We start from the raw sequence: 17,994 nt of genomic DNA, 5'->3' as shown, positions 1-17,994 counted from the left end.
GCTTACGGCAGCTGCGCCGGCCGGATTCGGCAGCCCGCGTGGCAGTTACCACAGGAGCGGGCGATTGCGGGTGACGGGCCTGCGTCGCTGCCGGGCGTGGCCCATGGGCTGCGCTGGGACACGGGTACGTACCTGGCCAGGGTGGAAGTATCGATCGTCAACACCAGCCAGCCCCATAGGATTTGCGCGCGTGTGCGGATCACCGACGGGCGGAGCGCCGACACAAAAGTCGAGGATGTCGACGCGTTCCGCAGTCCACAACACTCCCTGTACGGGCCGCTACGCCGCTACGGGCCGATACGGCCGCGCATCGGCCGTACAGGGAGCGTTGTGGCATCACAGCCCGGTATTCTCTTCCGCGGACCAGGGAGGCTGTAGGAACAGCAGAACGTGGCTGCACCGGTCACACACCAAGACCCTGGTTTCGCGGTGACGCGCCAGCCTCTTGCCCGCCATACGGACCTTGATGAACAGCCGGTGCTGACCCGCGCCAACTCTCTCCGCCCTGACGAGCGGTCCCTCACACAAGGGACATTGAGACGGGTAGCGGCCTGCCACAGGTTCACCACTCAGCTCGTCACGCATTAAGCCCCCTTCATAGCCCAGCAGTTGGCCCGAAGGCTATCCACGGCAGATGACTCCGATCCCCTTGAAGTTCTCCTCAGTCCATGCGCGAGGCGCCAGATGGATCAACGCTCCTTTCGCCCGTCCCGCACGGCCAGGGATACGCCACCGAAACCGTACGCGCCGTGCTCAGCCGCATCTTCTGCCGGGGGCTCTATCGGGCCTCCGTCGTACGACCGCCGGCAGAAGCCGGCACCTTGGGTGTGACCGGTTGGCGGATTTGCCGGTCATCGACCCTGGGGTGGGGCATTCTCGGGCAGGGAGATGCATGGGTACTGGTCGTGGAGGAGCAGCATGGGGTGGCAGACCGAGGAGTTCGGGTCGTCGCACGAGGGCATGGTGGGGGCGGTGCTGGCTGACGGCAGCGAGCCCAAGCCGGTGTTTTTGGACATCGGGAGTGGTTCCCATATGCACCGGACCACGGAGTGGTGGGCCTACGACGGGAAGCTCAGCCGGCCGCGGGCGGATAAGGCGCGGGGTTCGTGTTCGTGCGGCTGGCGCGGAGCGAACCTCTACCCGATCGACTGGACCCAGCGGGATGGCGACGGCCTCCACGATCTCGACACCTCCGGGCCACGCGACGACTGGGCCCAGCACATCGCCGAAGTCGAGTCCCGCTCGGTACCGCTGCCCAGCGAAGTCGAAGACCTGCTTCACCGGCTTGAGGACCAGCTTGACGCCCTCGCCGCCGGAGCGCCACTGGCCGCACTGAAGGCCGTGGCGGCACTGGAGCGCCTCGTCGGGCGCATCGGGCGCGAGGCCGCCTCTACGGTGGAGGCCGACGAACTGTCCTGGGAAACGATCGGCAGGGCCCTCGGGCTCACAGCCAAGGAAGCACGGTCCCGCCTGACCCACGTCAAACTCCGGCGCTGAGAGCGGCACGTCCGGCTGTCGCCGTGCCTGCACTCACTTGGAGGTGGTCAGGGCACGGTCCAGCGGCAAACCGGGCACGGCCCGGTCCGTGATCGGATGAGCGCGGTGAGTGCCTCCTGGTGTGCGAGGGGCCTGTCGGTCCGCTGTGTCTGGGCACAGTGCCCGGTGTCGGGGAGGCGCGGGGCGCATTACTCCGGCCTCTGGGCGAGCGCGTGCATGGCTCGGCCCCTGCTGACGGGGTGAACGCGACGGTCGGCACTGCGGCAACCGCCCATGCGTACAGCCACGGGTCGCCCCGCGACTCCGTTGCCGGGCTGCACGGCCCCATCCGGCGGTGGAAGAGGCGCCGCCCGCTTCTGCTGCGCCGTGCGCCGTGCGCTGTTCGGCGATGGCGTCTGCCCCGGACGTGTTCGGGGCGGCTGGTCTGAAGCGACGTCTCCGGAACGCGGAGGCTGTGCACGTCCGGGATGCATCTACATCATTCATCTATATCGTTCATATATTCGATTTTGCGTCGGCGGGCGGGCCATCCGCCTGATCGGGCCCGTTTTTGCCGGGGCAGGCGGCCGACTCCGATCCACCAAAGCGCTATGTCCTCTTTGCGTAGATACTCTGTGAAGTGTGATCGAGTCTGGACGGCCGAGGCTCCGTCGTCGCCGCGGCCGAGGGAGGCTTGTGCGGATGTCGCCGGTCATCCTGACCGTCGTCATCGCCAGCCTGGCATACGCCACGCCCCCGGAGATGGCCTTCAGCCGCCTCCTGCCCGCGGCGCCGGCCCTCGCCGCCGCTATGTGGCCGGTGCTCCCCACCGTCCTGCTGGGGACGGTCTGCCTTTTCCTGATGATCGGCCTCAGCATCGTGTTCCACGGTCTGGGAACGTGGTGGACGGCGGCGGGGATCATCGCGGTCACCGTGGCGGCCGCGTATGGAAGTCATGTCCGGCTCCAGCGGGAGCGGACCCTCATTCAGGTGCGGCTCGTCGCCGACGCGGCGCAGCAGGTGGTGCTCAGTCCGATGCCGCGCCGCTGCGGCAACGTCGAGATCGAGTCGCTGTACCTCGCGGCCGCGGCGGAGGCCCGTATCGGCGGAGACTTCTACGAGGTGGTCGACACGCGATACGGGGTCAGGCTGCTCATCGGCGATGTGCGGGGCAAGGGCCTGCCGGCAGTGGGGGCGGCCGCGGCGATCGTCAACTCCTTCCGGGAGGCTGCCTACGGGGAGGCCGACCTGGTCAGCGTCGCGCGCCGGCTGGACGCCAGCAGCACCCGTTACAACGCCGCCTATCCCCCCGAGGGGCCGATGGAGCGCTTCGCCACCGCCCTTCTCGTCGAGATCCCGCACGGGGGCGGGCGTATCGACATCCTCAACTGCGGACACCCCCCGCCACTGCTCTTGAACCGCGGGGAACTCCGCGCCCTCAAGCCCACCACCCCCTCGCCGCTGCTCAACCTCGCGGAGCTGATCGGCGATCACTACACCATCGACACCTTTGACTTTGCCCCTGGCGACCTGCTGCTTCTCTATACCGACGGGGTCGCCGAGGCCCGCGCCCGAGGCGGCGAGTTCTTCCCGCTGGCGGACTGGATGCGCCGACGGCCCCCGGCGCCGCCCCACGAGCTGCTCATGGCTCTTCACCGCGACCTCCTCCGCTACAGCAGAGGACGCCTGGACGACGACATCGCCGCCCTCGCGGTGCGGCTGCGCGAGCCCTCGGAGTAAGCCCGGCCCAGGTCACGGCCATGTGACGCCGCCATGTGACGCCGCCACGTGACTCCTCCGTGTGACGTCCGCAGGCGGTGTACTGCTGGTGCCTCCCACGGACGACCTCACGGGTGCGTACGCGACCTGCCGTCCGGCGCAGAGCCAGGCGCGGCTGCCCGGATGATTCTTTGGGTGGAGTGCGCGCTGCAATGGTCCTTCGCCCTGCCGCCAACCGTATCCGCATCCGCATCCGTATCCGTATCCGCATCCGCATCCGCATCCGCATCCGCATCCGCATCCGCATCCGCCCCCGCCCCGCCGGACAGATGCGATCATCACCGTGCCCCGGTCACGACCACGAAGAGGTGACACCCATGGCACGGCAGTCTGCCGCCACCACCCCTTACAACACTGGCATGTTGGGCAATGACAGCCCTCGCGAACGTGAGCGCTTGAAGTCGATCCAAACCAGCGTCGACGCGTTCACCACCGGCGTCGTTGATGGCCTTCCCATCGAAGCGTCCTGGAACTGCCTGGAACTGGGCGCGGGCGCCGGCTCCATCGCGTACTGGCTCGCCGGACGGTGTCCGGACGGACGCGTGGTCGCCGTCGACCTGGACACCCGCCACCTGGATGCGGGCCAGGCTGCGAATCTGGAGATCCAGGAAGCTGACATCACGTGCGAGGACTACGCGCCTGGCAGCTTCGACCTCATCCATGCCCGCTACCTCTACTGCCACCTGCCCGCCCGCGACGCGACGGTCGAACGGGCCGCCCGCTGGCTCGCCCCTGGCGGCTGGCTCGTCATCGAAGAGCCCTACCACCTGCCCGCAGGGACCTCCCCCTTCCCCGCAGTCCAGCGCGTCCTGGCTGCCTATCAGCGCATGTACCGCGAACACGGGGCAGATATGACCTGGGCGCGCAGCCTCCCTGCCCGGCTCGCTCGCAGCGGACTGAGTGAGGTGTCCTTCACCGGGAATCTCGGCTGTATGGGAGGACTCGACAAGGACCGCTGGCGTCCTGTCATCGCCCAGGCCGCCCCCGCCCTCCTGGCCGAGGGCCTCGTCACCGAAGCCGACCTGAGCGAGTTCTCCGGCCTGCTGGACGACCCAGCGTTCATCGACATCCCGCAAGTCACCGTCTCCGCATGGGGGCGCCGCCCTTCGCACCTCCCGGACGGGTCTGCGCGCGCTGGCCGCGGATAGCGAGGGACACGGTCGTTGCTCTTGAGGGACAGCCTGCCGGCATGCTCACGTCCTGACGCAGCACACGGGCCGTCGCGGGGTGGGGGAGTGGGGGAGTGGGGGAGTGGGGTATCTCAGCAGGTCAGGAACCTCGGTGATGCGGCATCATTCACTGCCGCCTCGTGCGACGGCAGCGTATCGTTCGCCCAACTCGTGCGTGCTGCCGGCGCACCCGCAACTGAGCGTCCTCAGGTTTCAGCGCGGCTGGGGCAAGACGACATCACCACCGTTCGATCCTGCCCGAACCACCTTTCCGTTCACGCTCCCGCTCAAGTGGTTGCTGACGTCCCCTCGCTCTCTCATGTGACAGAAAGCAGAGGAGAGCGCCAGCCACTGCCATCAACTCGCGGCGGTACGCACCGCATTCTCTGATAGGTGCGATATCGGCGAACAACTCCGGAGAGCGGACGCACACTCGATAGAGCAGCGTCTTGGTGCGGAGCTACTCCTGGGCGGGTGGGGGTGGGGTGATGAGGTGAACCGGCTGTCGTTCGGCCTCGCGCTCTTCGGTAGCAGCAGTGGGGGGTGGGGTGGGGTGCAGGCCCTCGACCGGTTCCCATCGGGGTGTGGGGGTGGGGGTGGGATAGAGAAGTGGCTTGGCGAGTTTGGAGAGTTTCCGGCGGCCTTCGGCATCCTTGAGCATGCTGGTGCGTGGGGTGCCAGCCGCTTTGGCCTCAAGCCATTCGCGTGCCTCTGTGGTGCCCAGTGCGCCGATGAGTGAGGCGACGAAGGCGTGTGTTTCGAAGAGGTCCAGGGTGGGGCCGTCGTAGGGCTGGATGCCTCTTTTCCAGTTGTACAGAGACCTGCGGTAGCCGCCCGCCAGTTGTGCGGCCTCGGCCTCGCTCACCCCGAGCCATCCCGCGATGTCGTTGACCGCTTTGATGGCCCGTGCGGCCCGGTCTTGTGACACGGGGGCCTCTTCGGCAGCCGGTTCGGCCGGTGGAACGGCGGCGGTTGCCTGCGCGTGAGCTGTGTGAGCAGGTGCTTCCAGCTTCGGAAGGAGCGTTGTCTCCTCGTCCACCGTGGTGGTCCATGTGCACAGCGGGCGCGGCGCCAGCAACTGTGTCAGGCATTCGCTTCTGGTGACGGTCCGCCGGCACAGATCCAGGTAGGCCATGAGCCAGCCGGAGGGAGCCTGGGCCTCCAGCACACTGGTGAGGTTCTGGGTCACTTGGGCCGCAGCATCCGCTGCCGGTTGCAGGCTTCCCGGTGTCGGCCCGTCCAGCAGCGGTCTACAGACCGGCGTCTGGTCGATCCCGGAAAATGCGCCAAGTGCCGCTGTGGCGTCTCCCATTCTTTCCCCCTAGGAGTAGAAGTCGCGCAGGGCCTCCGTGGTCCCCTTCTCGAAGGCGCGAAGTGCCGAGGTGTGCAGTTCTTCCGCCGTTTCCATGATCGAGGCGGACTCGAACGGGCGCGCTCCTTGGTGTGAGCAGTCGTTGTCCAGGATGTAGGTCAAACGGCCCGTGCTCTGGTCCTTCTGGAAGCCGTGCCGGACGACCAGGCTCTGTTCGGGAGTGGGCTGGAACTCCATCACTTGCATCGCTGCGCTGATCGACGGCCCCACCGAGCTGTAGAGCTTCTCTTGGAAGATGTCTTCTCCGATGAAGCGCTTCCAGTCGAGTGGCGAGCGGACCTCGGGATGGGAGAGCTGATTGACGAACCGCAGACCCACACGGTTTTCCACCCGCGGTGAGATCACCTTCTCCACGGCTCTCACCAGCCGGCCCAGCGTGGCGGAGAACTCCTCCCACCCTGGGTAGTCCGTGGTCTCGATCGCGAAGTGATCGTTCTGCAGCGTGACCAGCCAGCCGCCGTTCTGCAGACGCCAGCCCCGGGCCAGGGGGTCGGAGCTGGGGCGCACGCTGACGTGCTGGTCGACCTGGACGTTTATCCCCTGAATGACATGTTCATTAAGAGGGACCTGCCAGCCGAGAGATTCCCGGATGCTGACGGCGCGCTCGATGGAACTGGCTGCATATTCCGTTTCGTGCCGGATCTGGCAGACAACCAGTCCCACGGGGGGTCGCTTGAGAGGGCGATCGTGCGGAGCGCCGGTGAGCCAGCCTGTCACATCTCCACCTCGCTCCCCGAAGCGAGCTCTCCCCTGGCTTGCAGCGGCAACTTTCACGAACTTGCACTCCTCACTGTCTCGCGGGGATCTACTTCCTGTCAACACAAAACAGGACAGTTTGGTGACTCTTTGAAGACGTGCGGCTACGCCTTGCTCAGGCTTCGGTGTGGCTTGCCCAGCACGGTGAGCTCCCGGTACTCCGTCACGGTGATCACATCCAGCCGCTGGAACTCGGGACCTGTGATGATCAGCGTTTTCTCCGCTGAAGCCCGGAGGCGGTCCACCGTCTCCCGCCACCACCGCACGCACTCGCTGCTGGGGGCTTCCGCGGTGGAAAGAAGGACGATCTTCGCGCGGGTCGGCTCGAGCCTGCTGTCGCAGGCGACGGCCCACTCCGCTATCTCGCGGTCAACGGTCTTCCACAGGGCTTTGTCGCTCCGGCGCAGGCTCTCCAGTGCGTCGTTCACGGGCTGCTGGACGTGCTCGATGAACGCGCTCCCCATCGCCGGGCGCCGCCGCAGCCAGGAAAGGGCCTCGCCCACCACTTCCTGCTCGACCTCGCTGCCGAAGCCCTGTACGGGGCGCTGCCGGGCCAGCCAGCTCTTCTCCACCGGCTGATCGAAACGCAGGTCGGCCACCCAGAACCCGGGTGTGTGCAGGTGCAGTGCCGGCAGGTGAACGTAATGCACCATGTTCCCGTTGGCGATCTGGCCCCGCTGTCCGTCGCCCAGGTGAGCTAGATCCACCACAGGTGCCACCTGGGCAAACGGCTTCCTGGGCCGGGGGACATCGGGTTCGGCGATGTCGCACGTCGCGGTAGTGATCATCGCCCACGGTGCAGCGTCGACCGGATCCACCATCATGGGCATGTCCGCCGAATGCGACTGGCCGTAGCGCTTCGACGTCCGGGTCAAGGGTGCGCCCGGCGAGCCGAAAAAGACGAATAACGGGCTCGGGATCACGTCGCCCTGACGGAACTGCTCCAGCCCCTCGAGAGTTCCCTGCGGCCACTCATCACGAACTGACGGCATGCCCTCGTCGACAAAGCTCGCCATGACACCCCCGATCGCACGCTGCTTCGTCAGGCGAAGCCAGGCTCCTGAACCGACCCCCGGCACTCCCGTAACCCAAGAAGTACGCAGAGTCACAATAAGGGATACGGTCGTATGACGTCACCATTCACGACAACTCCCATAGATCAATAAATGAGGTGACCAACCGTCGGGACGCCTCTACCCCGGCACGAACACGCGCCGAGCTCCCGCCGAAAGCGAGAAGGGGTACCCTCCGCGCCCCAACGACGAAGCACACAAGGGACGAAGCGCACCAGGAGCGCAAGTCGCAGAAGAATCAATGGACTTGTGTCGCGCCGGCGACCGGCCCGGCGCACCTCCCGGACCCGCCGGTCGCTGCAACGCCCCCTCCGCAGCCCGGAACATACCGATAAACGGCCCCTGCGCAAGGCCGCCTTCGGCGCTCTCGCAGTGACCGCGTGCCCTGCGCCTGCCCCCCGGACAGATTCAGCCGGCTCCTGGGGACGGCCCGGCAGGGCGACCTGCCGGACTCCCGTTGCACGCCGGCCGACGCCGTTGCGGATCCACGACCAGAGCCTGTTCGATGGGTCGGGGTTCGGGTGATGAGCCGCGGGTCAGTGCAGGTCCGCCTGGAACGCGTGACGGTGGTCGGCGGGGCAGACGAAGACGCGCAGTTCTCCCCACCGGCCGACGACGACCCCTGTCTCGTCGTCGCTGGCCACGGTGAACAGGAGCATCATCGCCGTGCCACAGTCACCGCAGGCAAAGGCCATGGGGTGCGTCAGATGCCAGGTCGGCCAGCCGCCGAGTTTCCAGCCGGCGAGGCGGGTGATGGCGTCACCGCCGTCGCCGGTCTCGCGGACCAGTTCCTCAAGCCGCGGACGGAGTTCCGCCGGCAGCTCCTCACGGAAAGGGAAGTCGGTCACGCGCTCAGTGGTGATGGCGCACGCCTGCGGAAGGTATCCGTCCTCGTCGTACCGCGAGGGGGTCGGCGGAGTCGTCAATCGGCTGATCACGTCGGCGGCCCGACGCCATCGCACCTCAAGCACAGGGCTGACGTCGGCCTGCTGGGCCGGAGGATCCCAGTGCTCATTGGGACACCAGAGGGACCTGTAGGAGGTCGATGCCGACGGGCCACCAGGGTCCCGGCGCGTCGCGCCGGAAGATCTGCGCGACCGGCACCATCGCCGTGGCAGGCACCCCGGCAGAACTGTTCTCGTCGGGCAAGGAGCATTCGGGCCACAATTCGCCACTAGGCCACAGCAGTGGTCCGCCGATCGAACTGCTTCGGCAGTCCGGCTCTGCCCGCTCGGGGTGGAACAGGACCGCGTCGCGCGCGTAGGGAGCGAGTTCGGGAAGCGCCGCGAGTATCGCTTCGGCCGTCGGTCTGGGGGTGCGGGTCATCGTGCCTTCCGGCCGGCTTGTCGTGGATCGCTCGCATGCTGGGCAGGCCGGGAGAGCCTGCCGCTGATCCGGGGCGGTCGGTTGCCGACGCCGGCCGCGTGCTGGTGAACCCGGCACACGGTGGAGTCCACACTCACCATGGATCCATCGATGCGCCCCAAAAATCGCTATCGGCGTCGGCCTGCACGGTACGCAAGACCGTCTCCCACGTGCCGTCCGCCGACCAGCGCCTATGCCTGTCGGCGACCGTCTTCCAGTTCCCGAAGTGCGCGGGCAGGTCACGCCATGGCACAGCCGCTCCCGACCGCCCGTCGCCTCCACGGCTTCATGGTTGAGGTGTCCGGCAAGGGCACCGTGTGTTGCTGCGCGTGTTGCGCTGACGTCGTTTTGGTCTCAGGCAGAAAGGCGGCCTTGCTCCGCACCGACGTGGTTCGAGTGCTGGTCCAGGACGGCACGCAGCTGGTCGGTGTCGGCTGCCGTACTGAGCCCGCGCTTGGGCAGCAGGGTCATGGTGGAGGCGTTTTCGTCCCCGCTCAGCAGGAGGAACATCCCAGGAGTTTCGGCGTAGCGGGGCGTTGCCTGCCAGGTGAGGGTGTTGGTTGCATGGGCGGTCGAGACGGTCACACCGGAGTCGTCGATGACGATGTGTTGCTCTCCCTTGGCTGCCGCCAACCGGTGAAAGCTGCGGGCGTGGAGGCGGGTCTGGCCACCCAGCGCGAGCAGGGCAAAAACTATCAACCCGACGACGAGGGGTATATCGACGCTGCCGTCCTTCGTAATCTTCAGCACCGCCGCAGCAGTCAGGCAGAACGCCGTTGCGGCCATCAACCAGCGCGTGCGCCGAGCGGACTTCGAGGCTTTGGCCCGTGCGCCCAATGCCTCTTGGAAATCCTCAACTGTAGGTGTATACGACAGCTCTATTCGTGCCACGACGGCCTTCCCCATGTGATCTCTCCGGCCAAAGCGACCGGCAAGGGATCCTATATGTCCGAGGTTGCCCAAGCCAGCCGCCGGTTGAGCCGTGCGCTGACGAACCGCCATCGTGACGTTGCTGGTCGTGGGGCAGGTGTGGGGCCTCGATCTGATGCTCGTGCTCGTGCTCGTGCTGGTGGTGGGCGGCTGTTCGTGCTCAAGATCGTCTGGCGTTCCAACGTTCAGGGATTTTGGGGGTATCTGGCATACGAGCGACGTCAGCGTGCTCAGCCCGCGCTTGTGAACACCGTATGAACTCAATTAGGCGGCCTGACCTGCGAGTTACTGCCCAGTTCGGTATCATCCGGAACCGACAGTCGGGTAGGTTTCGGGGGTCGCCGCCACACCGGGAACACGGGGTTCCCAGGGACTAGCGGCACGTAGGGGCATCGTCTCTTGACGACAGCGACCGAGATTTTTCACGTTCGTCCGTACACCCCGCACTGCCAAGTCATCACCGACGAAGGTGATCACGCCGTCATCGGCATCTCGCCGGGGAACTCCTACTTCACCCATCAGCGAGTCCTCGGCCTCGCCACCTGGGGATTGGACAACTTCCGTCAGGTCGATCTCATCTATACGGATCTGCACGTCGCCGACATGTATGAGGCGCTCGGATATCCGGCTGTCGACGCCCAGCGCAAAGCCGTGAAGAACCTACGCGGTGTACGGGCCAAGGTGACCGCCGCCGTTGCCTCGCTCGACCCGGACGGCATCAGGCTCCGCGGCCGCCCCATGTCCGCGCTCCTGGACATCCCCGCCTATCGGGTCATACGCGAGAGCCTCGACGACCGGCTGACCACCGACCCGGGGTTCCGCGATGTCTGTGATCAGCTCGTGGTCCAGTTCCTCACCAGCAAGGTTCTCGACGGGCAGCAGCCCACGGACCGTCAGCGTCAGGTCTGCCTCGACTACATCTGTGCCGAAGCACCGCTGTTCATCGACACCCCCGCGATCATGGGCGTCCCCTCCTCGCTCAACTGCTACCACCAGGCATTGCCGATGGCCGACCTCCTGTACTCACGCGGGCATGGCCTGCGCGCCACACGCAATCAGGGCCACGCCGTCATCACCCCCGCCGGCACTCCTACCGAAGGACACGACCAGTGACGACCGCCCCGACCCTGATCGACTTCCCGTTCTCCCCGCGCGGCGACCGCCTTCCCCCGGAGATCGAGCAGCTTCGCGCCACCCCGGTCACTCGGGTGCGCACCATCGCCGGGGACGAGGCGTGGCTCGTCTCCTCCTACCAGCTGTGCAGACAGGTGCTCGAAGACCCCCAATTCAGCCTCAAGGACACCTCCGCCCCCGGCGTTCCCCGGCAGTACGCGCTGACCATCCCGCCCGAGGTGGTCAACAACATGGGCAACATCACCGGCGCCGGTCTGCGCAAGGCCGTACTCAAGGCCATCAATCCCAAGGCCGGTGGCCTGACGGAATGGATGACCGACCACGCCGCCCACCTGGTCGACGGTCTCCTCGGCTACGGCCCGCCGGTCGACCTGCGCGGACAGTTCACCAACCCCTACGCCGAGCACCTCCACTGCCACATCCTCGGCATCCCCCGCGATGACGCACCGCTGTTGGCGTCCAGTCTCGACATCGCGTTCATGAACTCGGCATGCCCCATCACCGGGGCGCGCCTGAACTGGGACCGGGACATCGCCTATATGGCGGGGCGGCTCAACGACCCCGCCACCGACGGGCTCATGGCCGAACTCGCCGCCCTCCGTGGTGACCCCGACTATGCACACCTCACCGACGAGATGCTCGCCACCGTCGGCGTCACCATGTTCGGCGCCGGCGTCATCTCCACCATGGGCGCCTTGACCATGGCCGTATTCACGTTGCTCCAGAACCCCGAAATATGGGAGCAGTTGTGCGCCGAGCCCGGCAAGATTCCGGCCGCCGTGGATGAGCTGCTGCGCGTGAACCTGTCCATCGCCGACGGGCTGCCCCGCCTGGCCATGAAAGACATGCAGCTCGGCGACACAGAGATCAAGAAGGGCGAACTCGTCCTCGTCCTGGTCGAGGCCGCCAATACCGACGAGAGCGTGTTCCCCGACCCGCACACCATCGACATCGACCGTCCCAACGCGGCCGCTCACCTCTCGTTCGGTTACGGCGGGCACTACTGCCCCGCCGTCCCACTTGGGAAAAAGCACATCGAGACAGCGATCGAGGCCCTCACCACCCGCATGCCCGGCCTGCACCTGGCCGTCCCCGTGGACCAACTCGTATGGCGCACCCGTTTTATGAAGCGCATCCCCGAGCGGCTTCCGGTGGCCTGGTAGGAGCAGAGTAAACGGCGTTAGTTGGCGCCCAACGCCATGCGGTGGCCCTGGCCTGAGGGAGGTCGGGGCCATTGTGTGGTGGGAATCGTGGGGCGGCTCGGCAGTTGCTGGGGGCCGGCTCCACCAGGAGATCCCGCACCGGCTCGACGATGCGGGCCTCCTCGGGTGAGGCGGATCGGTGTGTGGCGTGAGTAGTTGCGTTGTGAGCACGGGCTGGTGGCACCGGTGTTGCTGGACGGGGATCTGCTGGCCTGGCTGGTGTTGGGCTGCGACGAGTTCAAGCAGGTGACGTCCCGTCCTTTGCAGTTCACTCGTGACTCGGGCCAGTGGATCACGTTCCGGCGGGCGGGTGCCGGCCGATTCCCCGCTGTGGCCGGCGTTGCAGCCCCAGCCGGTGTGTGTCTTTGTGGATGGGGCCGAGCATGCGCGGTTGCGTGGCGCGGTCACCGACAGCCTGGAGCAGTTCGCGCTGCGCGGGACCCGCTGCTACACCGTCCGCTGATCGAGGAGTTCGCGGCGGCCGTGGTGAGGAGTCGGGCCGGGTGCTGGTGAGGTGCCAGGCTGGGTGCGGGGGGCCTCTATGTCTTTCGTCAAGCGAGGCGTGGGGTTCTGGGTTCGTAGAAGGTGCCGTCGCGGAGCATCGCGAACAGCACGCTGATGCGGTGGCGGGCCAGGCGGAGTAGAGCCTGCGTATGGGTCTTTCCGCGGGCCCGCCAGCGGTCGTAGTAGGTGTGGGAGGCGGGGTCGTGCAGGGCGGCGAACGCGGACAGGAACATCGCGCGTTTGAGTTGTCGGTTTGCCGCCTCTGGGTGCGTGTTCGCCGTGGATCGAGGTCCCCGACGATTTGGTGGCTGGGGCGAGGCCGGCGTAGGAGGCCAGGTGGGCGGCGGTGGGGAAGCTGGTGCCGTCGCCGACGGTGACCAGCAAGGTGGCGGCGGTCCTGACCGCGACTCCCGGCATCGAGGCCAGGACCTGGGAAAGAGGATGGTCCTCCGGCAGGGCTTTGATCTGGGCTTCCAGAGCCCGACGCTGTTCGTGGACGGCGGCCAGGGACCGGGCCAGGGACGGGATCACGACGTCGAGGGTGCCGGCCCTGGGAACGACGACGGTCTGTTCGTCGAGCGCGTCGAAGATCTCGTCGATCAGCCGGTCGGCCATGCGCGGGGCCTTGGGCCGGATCGCCTCAACGAGTCTGCGGCGACCGGCTTTTCGCAGTGCGGCCGGGGAGCCGTAGCGTTCGAGCAGCCAGGTGATGGCTTGTTGGTCCAGGCGCGGCCCCAGCACGCGTTCCAGGCTGGGGTGGAACTGGGTGAGCAGGCCGCGTATCCGGTTGGAGGTGCGGGTGGCCTCGGCTGCGAGGTCCTGGTCGAAGCCCACCAGGACGGTCAGTTCGGCGGTGATCTCGTCGGTCAGCTCAAGCGAGCGCAGGGTGTGCGGCATCGTGCGGGCGCGTCCGCGATCACCGCGGCGTCCTTCGCGTCGGTCTTCGCCTCGCCCGGATACAGGTCGGCGATCCGCCGCATGGCAAGTCCTGGCAGGTAGGCGACCTTGCAGCCCGCGTCCCGGGCGACGGTGAGGGGGAGGGCGCCGATGGAGGCGGGCTGGTCCACGATCACCAGGACGGTGCCGAACTTCGCCGCGAGTTCGTCGAACACGGCCCGCAGCTTGCTTGTTGCCTGTTACCCGTTTCGCGTTGTCCGTTGCCTGTAAGGCAGTTGGGGGCTGCCGTGCCTTGCACGGCGGTTGGCGGGGTGCGAGTTGTCCGTCCTCGGCGGGAGAGGAGTGGTGGGTTGCCGTGGTGTTCTGCCTGGTGTTGCTTTGAGTGTTTCAGGCGGCGGTTCAGGGGATCGCCTGTCGGTCTTCGCCAGTGTTTTCCTCTCTGGCAGTGGCTGGAGTGTCTGTTTCGTTTGCCGGGCACGTCAGCCGGCCGTGCGGGATGGCAGAATCCCGGCATGACTCATCAGCACGGTCTGCTTTCCGGCAAGGTTTCCCTGATCACAGGAGCCAGTAGTGGGATTGGCGCGGCAACCGCGAGGCTTTTTGCGCGAGAAGGTGCGGCGGTGGTGCTTGCGGCCCGCCGGGTGGACCGCCTCCGCGCTCTTGTGTCGGAGATACGTCGGACCGGAGCCGAGGCGGCGTACATCGCGACGGATGTGTCTCAGGAGGAGGACGTGAGACGTGCCGTGGAATTCACTGTGGAGAAGTACGGGCGCCTGGATCTGGCATTCAACAACGCGGGCGTCGGCTGTGATCACGAGTCCATGCACTTGATGCAACAGGATACGTACGACGACGTGATGGGAACCAATGTCCGTGGTGTGTGGCATTGCCTGCAACACGAGATTTCCGCGATGCTGCACAACGGCGTGGGCGGTTCCATCGTCAACAACAGCAGTGTCGCCGGACTGCAGGCGATCCCTGCCGGGGCGCCTTACATCGCCTCCAAGCACGCCGTCATCGGGCTGACCAAGGCGGCTGCGGCCGAATACGCGCCGCAGGGCATCCGCGTCAACTCCGTGGCGCCCGGGACGACCCGTACCGAGATCATTGCCGGTTGGTTCGATCGGAACCCCGGGCTGGAGGAGCAGTTGCACCGTGCGACGCCGCAGGCCCGTACCGCCGAACCCGAGGAGATAGCCCAGGCCGTCGCCTGGTTGTGCAGCGACCGGTCTTCCTTCGTCACGGGTGCGGTGCTGCCCGTGGACGGCGGGTACACCCTGGTGTGACGTGCGGCGCCGGGACTCCGTGCCGGTATGTCATGGCCCGTCGCGCATCGCGGGCGGGCCCGCCCGGCCGTATGACCGTCTCATGAGCCTCATGAGGCTCCGTGCCGATTCCGGCCCGGGCGCGGGTTCGGTTGCCGTGCTGCTGCTTCCGAGGGGGCGGCCAAAGGCACTTGCCCCTCATTGCGGCCGGTCTGGCTGCGGGCGCGACGAGCAGTTCCTTGCCCGGCGTATCGGGCCGTTCGACGTCTTGCGGAGGGTGGATGCGTTCCCAGGCGCCTGACCGGAGGCTGTCCACCGGGCGGTGCATGGGGACGGTCCCCGGCTCGGTCCTCTCGGACGGCCGTGGACCGGGCGGGCAAGGCGGCGGAATCCTCGGAGTACTGCGCGCGGCGGTGCAGGGCGGCGCTGCGGCGTGAGCCCCGGTGCTGTTGTGGGGCTGACCGGAGCTTCTGCGCTCCCCGCAGGCGGTGGGTGAGGAACGCCGGCGGGCGTGGGACATGCCGCGGACGGGGTCGGCCAGTTTCAGCCAGACGATTGCGGCGGCACCGGGAAGCAGCCGGGCCCTGAGGGGCGCTCCTTGCGGGGCGGCGGGATCGCGCGTTACCGCATGCATGTCCTTGCGTTCCGCGTACGGCCCTGGCACCGGCGCTGGGCTGTTCGCGCGTGCGGGGGACAGCCCAGCGCCGGTGCCAGGGCCGCGCGGTCGGTCGGGGAAAGGTTCGGCGGGCGGCCGCCCGCCGCGGTGTTCCGGCGGAACGCACAGCGCGCACCGCTGGTATCCCGCGGCGATCACCGCGGGATATCAGCTGCCGGGGCCGGTGAGCGTGGTGGTGAACACCTTTGCGCCGTTCTGGTGGCCGGTCACGCGCACTGTGGTGGTGCCCTCACCTTCGGCGGCGGGCTGTGCTCCGATCCAGCACGGGCTGTCGAATTCGACGTAGCGTTCGAAGACCGTGGTGAGGGCTGACGGCCTAAAGGTCCTTTGTGCGGTCACCAGGCGGGCGGCTTGCTGGGCGGCTTCGATCATGACGAGACCGGGAACGTGATCGACGGGGTGGTCGAACAGCGCGGTGTTGCGGAAGTCGCCGCGCAGGAGCCACCGGCCGGCCGTGTCCGTGGGGGTCAGCACCACCTCGACATCGGCGGTGCAGTCCACCTGGGCCGGCGGGACGGGGGCCGGCAGCGGCGCCTGGTCACGCACCGCCTCGGCGTGAGCGCCCCGCAGGCGGCGGTAGACCCCTGGCGGAATCCATTCGAAACCGGTGGCCGCTGTGCCGACCTGCCGCCCGGCACAGTGGATACTCATCGTCATGCGCAGACCGCTGATGGAACGGCCACGCGACTTGGTGATTTCGCAGACAACGTCAAGAACCAGGCTGGTCGGTTTTCTTTCCGCCTCCAGGCGCTCCACGTCGAAGGCGAAGTCGAAGGTGCGCAGCAGCACCGCATGCGTCAGCGGGGCCCCGAACTCCGCGTGCGCGAGCAGCAGTCCGGTCTGCCGCACCATCTGGGCGGCCTTCATGGCCCAGCTGCGAAACCCGCGGCCCGGCGCCCCGCGGTCCAAATCCGGCCATGTGGCCGTGACGCGGAAATTCATGGCCCCGGTGCGGTGCCAGTCGGTCACCAATACGGAGTCGTCGTAACGGAGGTGGACGAATTCCTTGGGTACGCGCGGACTGTGTCCGATGGCACGTCGCGGCGCGGGGAGCGGCAGGTTCCTGTCCGGTGCGACAGGGCTGTGCATACGGCCGAGCCCCAGCGATGGTGTGGACATAGGTCCCCCTCGGTACCTCAAAGCAACAGAGCTTCGGATGGCTCCCAATAAGATACGTACTATCCGGTTTGATTTTCAATGCGGTGCCGCACCGCGCTTCGGAACACTCGTTCGAACGAGGGGGGACGGCGCATGCGGCGGTAACATGGAGAGTTGTCATGGCGAAACAGGCACGGGCGATACAGACGCGGCGGCAGATCCTGGATGCGGCGGGCCTTGTGTTCGACCAGCTCGGATACGAGTCCGCGACCATCACCGAGATCATCGCGCAGGCGGGCGTGACGAAGGGGGCCCTGTACTTCCACTTCGACTCCAAGGAAGACGTGGCCCGCGCTGTCCTCGAGGAGGCCGTCACCACTGAGGGGGTCGTACCGCAGGACTCCAAACTGCAGGAGTGCGTGGATGTGGGGATGGTGCTCGCCCACCGTGTCCCCCGCGAGCCGATGCTCAGTGCCGCCATCCGCCTGTCGACCGACCTGAAGGCCCGTGCTCTGTTCGGCACCTCCTGGACGCCCTGGATCGCCTTCATGGCAGAGCAGCTGGCCCTGGCCAAGGAGCAGGGCGAACTGCTGCCGCACACCGTTCCGGAGGAAACCGCGCTGGTCATCGTCGCGGCATGGACCGGCATGGAGATCGTCACCTCCGACCTCAAGGACGGCGAGTCCCTCCAGCACCGGGTTTCCAGGCTCTACGACCATCTTCTCCCCAGCATCGCCGTGCCGGGTGTGCTGGCCAGGCTGGACACCTCACCGGACCGCGGTACCCGGATCTGGCAGGCCCACCAGGAGCAGGCAGGCCGGGACGTGGAAACGGACAAAGGCATCGATCTGTCGATGTCCGCCTGAAACACCGTTTGCCGCAGCGCCCCGCAGAGGAGCGCTGCCGTGATCCCGCTGCCCGGACGGAGTCGGCGGGTGATGCCCTCTTCGTGCCGGACGCCACGTCCCCCCGGCGATGATCAGGACCCCGCGGTAGGACTCCCGGCTGCTAGGACCGCCGCAGGCAGGCCAGGTCTCCTCAGTGCGCCGCGGCTCGTCCGGCGCAGCCCAGGCGCAGCGCGGCCGGCACCAGCGCCGCCGACGTCGACCGGAAGCGTTCGCCGCCCAAGAGCGTGGACACCGGCCGGCCGGCGCGCCGATCACGGAAGAAAAATCGCGCCGGCCGGCCGCGAAGGGCGTCGTCCGCTGCCGCGGGGGCGAACCGGCCGGCCCGGGGCCGCCGCCGGCGGCAGTGGGCGCGGTCTGTTTCGGTGCTGGCTGACCTGAGTGCGCCTGCTG

15 protein-coding genes and 3 pseudogenes are annotated in these 17,994 nt (G+C 67.3%); 8 read left to right on the top strand and 10 right to left on the bottom strand.

Features of this window, described 5'->3' with window-relative positions; all coding sequences use genetic code 11:
• Positions 1-918 precede the first annotated feature (918 nt).
• The gene (locus tag SNA_RS28000; RefSeq protein WP_044367350.1) at positions 919-1,497 is read left to right on the top strand and encodes a hypothetical protein; all 579 of its coding nucleotides are present in this window, start codon (positions 919-921) and stop codon (positions 1,495-1,497) included.
• 47 nt (positions 1,498-1,544) lie between these two features.
• Here SNA_RS28000 and SNA_RS45355 read toward each other — a convergent pair.
• Positions 1,545-1,970 (bottom strand): annotated as a pseudogene (locus SNA_RS45355) (DUF6233 domain-containing protein).
• Between the two features lie 208 nt (positions 1,971-2,178).
• Here SNA_RS45355 and SNA_RS27995 point away from each other — a divergent pair.
• Both SNA_RS27995 and SNA_RS27990 read left to right on the top strand, forming a co-directional pair.
• Complete coding sequence (locus SNA_RS27995) at positions 2,179-3,216, top strand: PP2C family protein-serine/threonine phosphatase (protein ID WP_044367348.1); 1,038 nt, start codon at positions 2,179-2,181, stop codon at positions 3,214-3,216.
• A gap of 434 nt (positions 3,217-3,650) precedes the next feature.
• Complete coding sequence (locus tag SNA_RS27990; RefSeq protein WP_030064134.1) at positions 3,651-4,403, top strand: class I SAM-dependent methyltransferase; 753 nt, start codon at positions 3,651-3,653, stop codon at positions 4,401-4,403.
• 481 nt (positions 4,404-4,884) lie between these two features.
• On the opposite strand, the gene SNA_RS27985 is transcribed toward SNA_RS27990, so the two are convergent.
• The 7 genes and pseudogenes from SNA_RS27985 to SNA_RS27965 form a co-directional block, all read right to left on the bottom strand.
• The gene (locus SNA_RS27985) at positions 4,885-5,613 is read right to left on the bottom strand and encodes a hypothetical protein (protein ID WP_030064133.1); all 729 of its coding nucleotides are present in this window, start codon (positions 5,611-5,613) and stop codon (positions 4,885-4,887) included.
• Positions 5,614-5,745: 132 nt separating this feature from the next.
• The gene (locus SNA_RS42835; RefSeq protein ID WP_275042035.1) at positions 5,746-6,513 is read right to left on the bottom strand and encodes a TIGR04255 family protein; all 768 of its coding nucleotides are present in this window, start codon (positions 6,511-6,513) and stop codon (positions 5,746-5,748) included.
• A 143-nt stretch (positions 6,514-6,656) separates the two neighbouring features.
• Complete coding sequence (locus SNA_RS42830) at positions 6,657-7,568, bottom strand: hypothetical protein (RefSeq protein WP_030064131.1); 912 nt, start codon at positions 7,566-7,568, stop codon at positions 6,657-6,659.
• Positions 7,569-8,161: 593 nt separating this feature from the next.
• A complete protein-coding gene (locus tag SNA_RS44370) occupies positions 8,162-8,473 on the bottom strand; it encodes a hypothetical protein (RefSeq protein WP_241779869.1) in 312 nt (103 codons plus the stop codon).
• 163 nt (positions 8,474-8,636) lie between these two features.
• Positions 8,637-8,951: a hypothetical protein gene (locus tag SNA_RS44365; RefSeq protein ID WP_241779868.1), complete on the bottom strand. Its 315-nt coding sequence runs from the start codon at positions 8,949-8,951 to the stop codon at positions 8,637-8,639.
• Between the two features lie 26 nt (positions 8,952-8,977).
• Positions 8,978-9,243: pseudogene (locus SNA_RS40560) on the bottom strand (transposase); the annotation flags it as partial.
• Positions 9,244-9,344: 101 nt separating this feature from the next.
• Positions 9,345-9,896 (bottom strand): YcxB family protein, encoded by a 552-nt coding sequence (locus tag SNA_RS27965; RefSeq protein WP_044367347.1) that lies wholly within the window; start codon positions 9,894-9,896, stop codon positions 9,345-9,347.
• 423 nt (positions 9,897-10,319) lie between these two features.
• Here SNA_RS27965 and SNA_RS27960 point away from each other — a divergent pair, with 423 nt between their 5' ends.
• From SNA_RS27960 to SNA_RS42825, 3 genes are all read left to right on the top strand, one after another.
• Positions 10,320-11,033 carry a cyclodityrosine synthase gene (locus tag SNA_RS27960; RefSeq protein WP_078970260.1) on the top strand — a complete coding sequence of 238 codons (714 nt, stop codon included), beginning with the start codon at positions 10,320-10,322 and terminating at the stop codon, positions 11,031-11,033.
• Positions 11,030-12,217 (top strand): cytochrome P450, encoded by a 1,188-nt coding sequence (locus tag SNA_RS27955; RefSeq protein WP_030064128.1) that lies wholly within the window; start codon positions 11,030-11,032, stop codon positions 12,215-12,217. Before SNA_RS27960 ends, SNA_RS27955 begins: the two co-directional genes overlap by 4 nt.
• Before the next feature lie 313 nt (positions 12,218-12,530).
• On the top strand, positions 12,531-12,719 hold the full coding sequence (locus tag SNA_RS42825; RefSeq protein WP_157880120.1) for a hypothetical protein: 189 nt from the start codon (positions 12,531-12,533) through the stop codon (positions 12,717-12,719).
• 88 nt (positions 12,720-12,807) lie between these two features.
• Here SNA_RS42825 and SNA_RS27950 read toward each other — a convergent pair.
• A pseudogene (locus SNA_RS27950) lies at positions 12,808-13,884 on the bottom strand (IS110 family RNA-guided transposase); the annotation flags it as partial.
• 285 nt (positions 13,885-14,169) lie between these two features.
• On the opposite strand from SNA_RS27950, the gene SNA_RS27945 reads away from it, so the two are divergent.
• On the top strand, positions 14,170-14,943 hold the full coding sequence (locus SNA_RS27945) for an SDR family NAD(P)-dependent oxidoreductase (RefSeq protein ID WP_030063219.1): 774 nt from the start codon (positions 14,170-14,172) through the stop codon (positions 14,941-14,943).
• Between the two features lie 802 nt (positions 14,944-15,745).
• On the opposite strand, the gene SNA_RS27940 is transcribed toward SNA_RS27945, so the two are convergent.
• The gene (locus SNA_RS27940) at positions 15,746-16,717 is read right to left on the bottom strand and encodes a ScbA/BarX family gamma-butyrolactone biosynthesis protein (RefSeq protein ID WP_078970259.1); all 972 of its coding nucleotides are present in this window, start codon (positions 16,715-16,717) and stop codon (positions 15,746-15,748) included.
• Positions 16,718-16,875: 158 nt separating this feature from the next.
• On the opposite strand from SNA_RS27940, the gene SNA_RS27935 reads away from it, so the two are divergent.
• On the top strand, positions 16,876-17,562 hold the full coding sequence (locus tag SNA_RS27935; protein WP_044367345.1) for a ScbR family autoregulator-binding transcription factor: 687 nt from the start codon (positions 16,876-16,878) through the stop codon (positions 17,560-17,562).
• Positions 17,563-17,994: the final 432 nt, after the last annotated feature.

It is taken from the genome of Streptomyces natalensis ATCC 27448 (assembly GCF_000935125.1).
GTDB lineage: Bacteria > Actinomycetota > Actinomycetes > Streptomycetales > Streptomycetaceae > Streptomyces > Streptomyces natalensis.
Note: the sequence above shows the minus strand (reverse complement) of the source record. Positions and strands in the feature narration are given on the sequence as shown.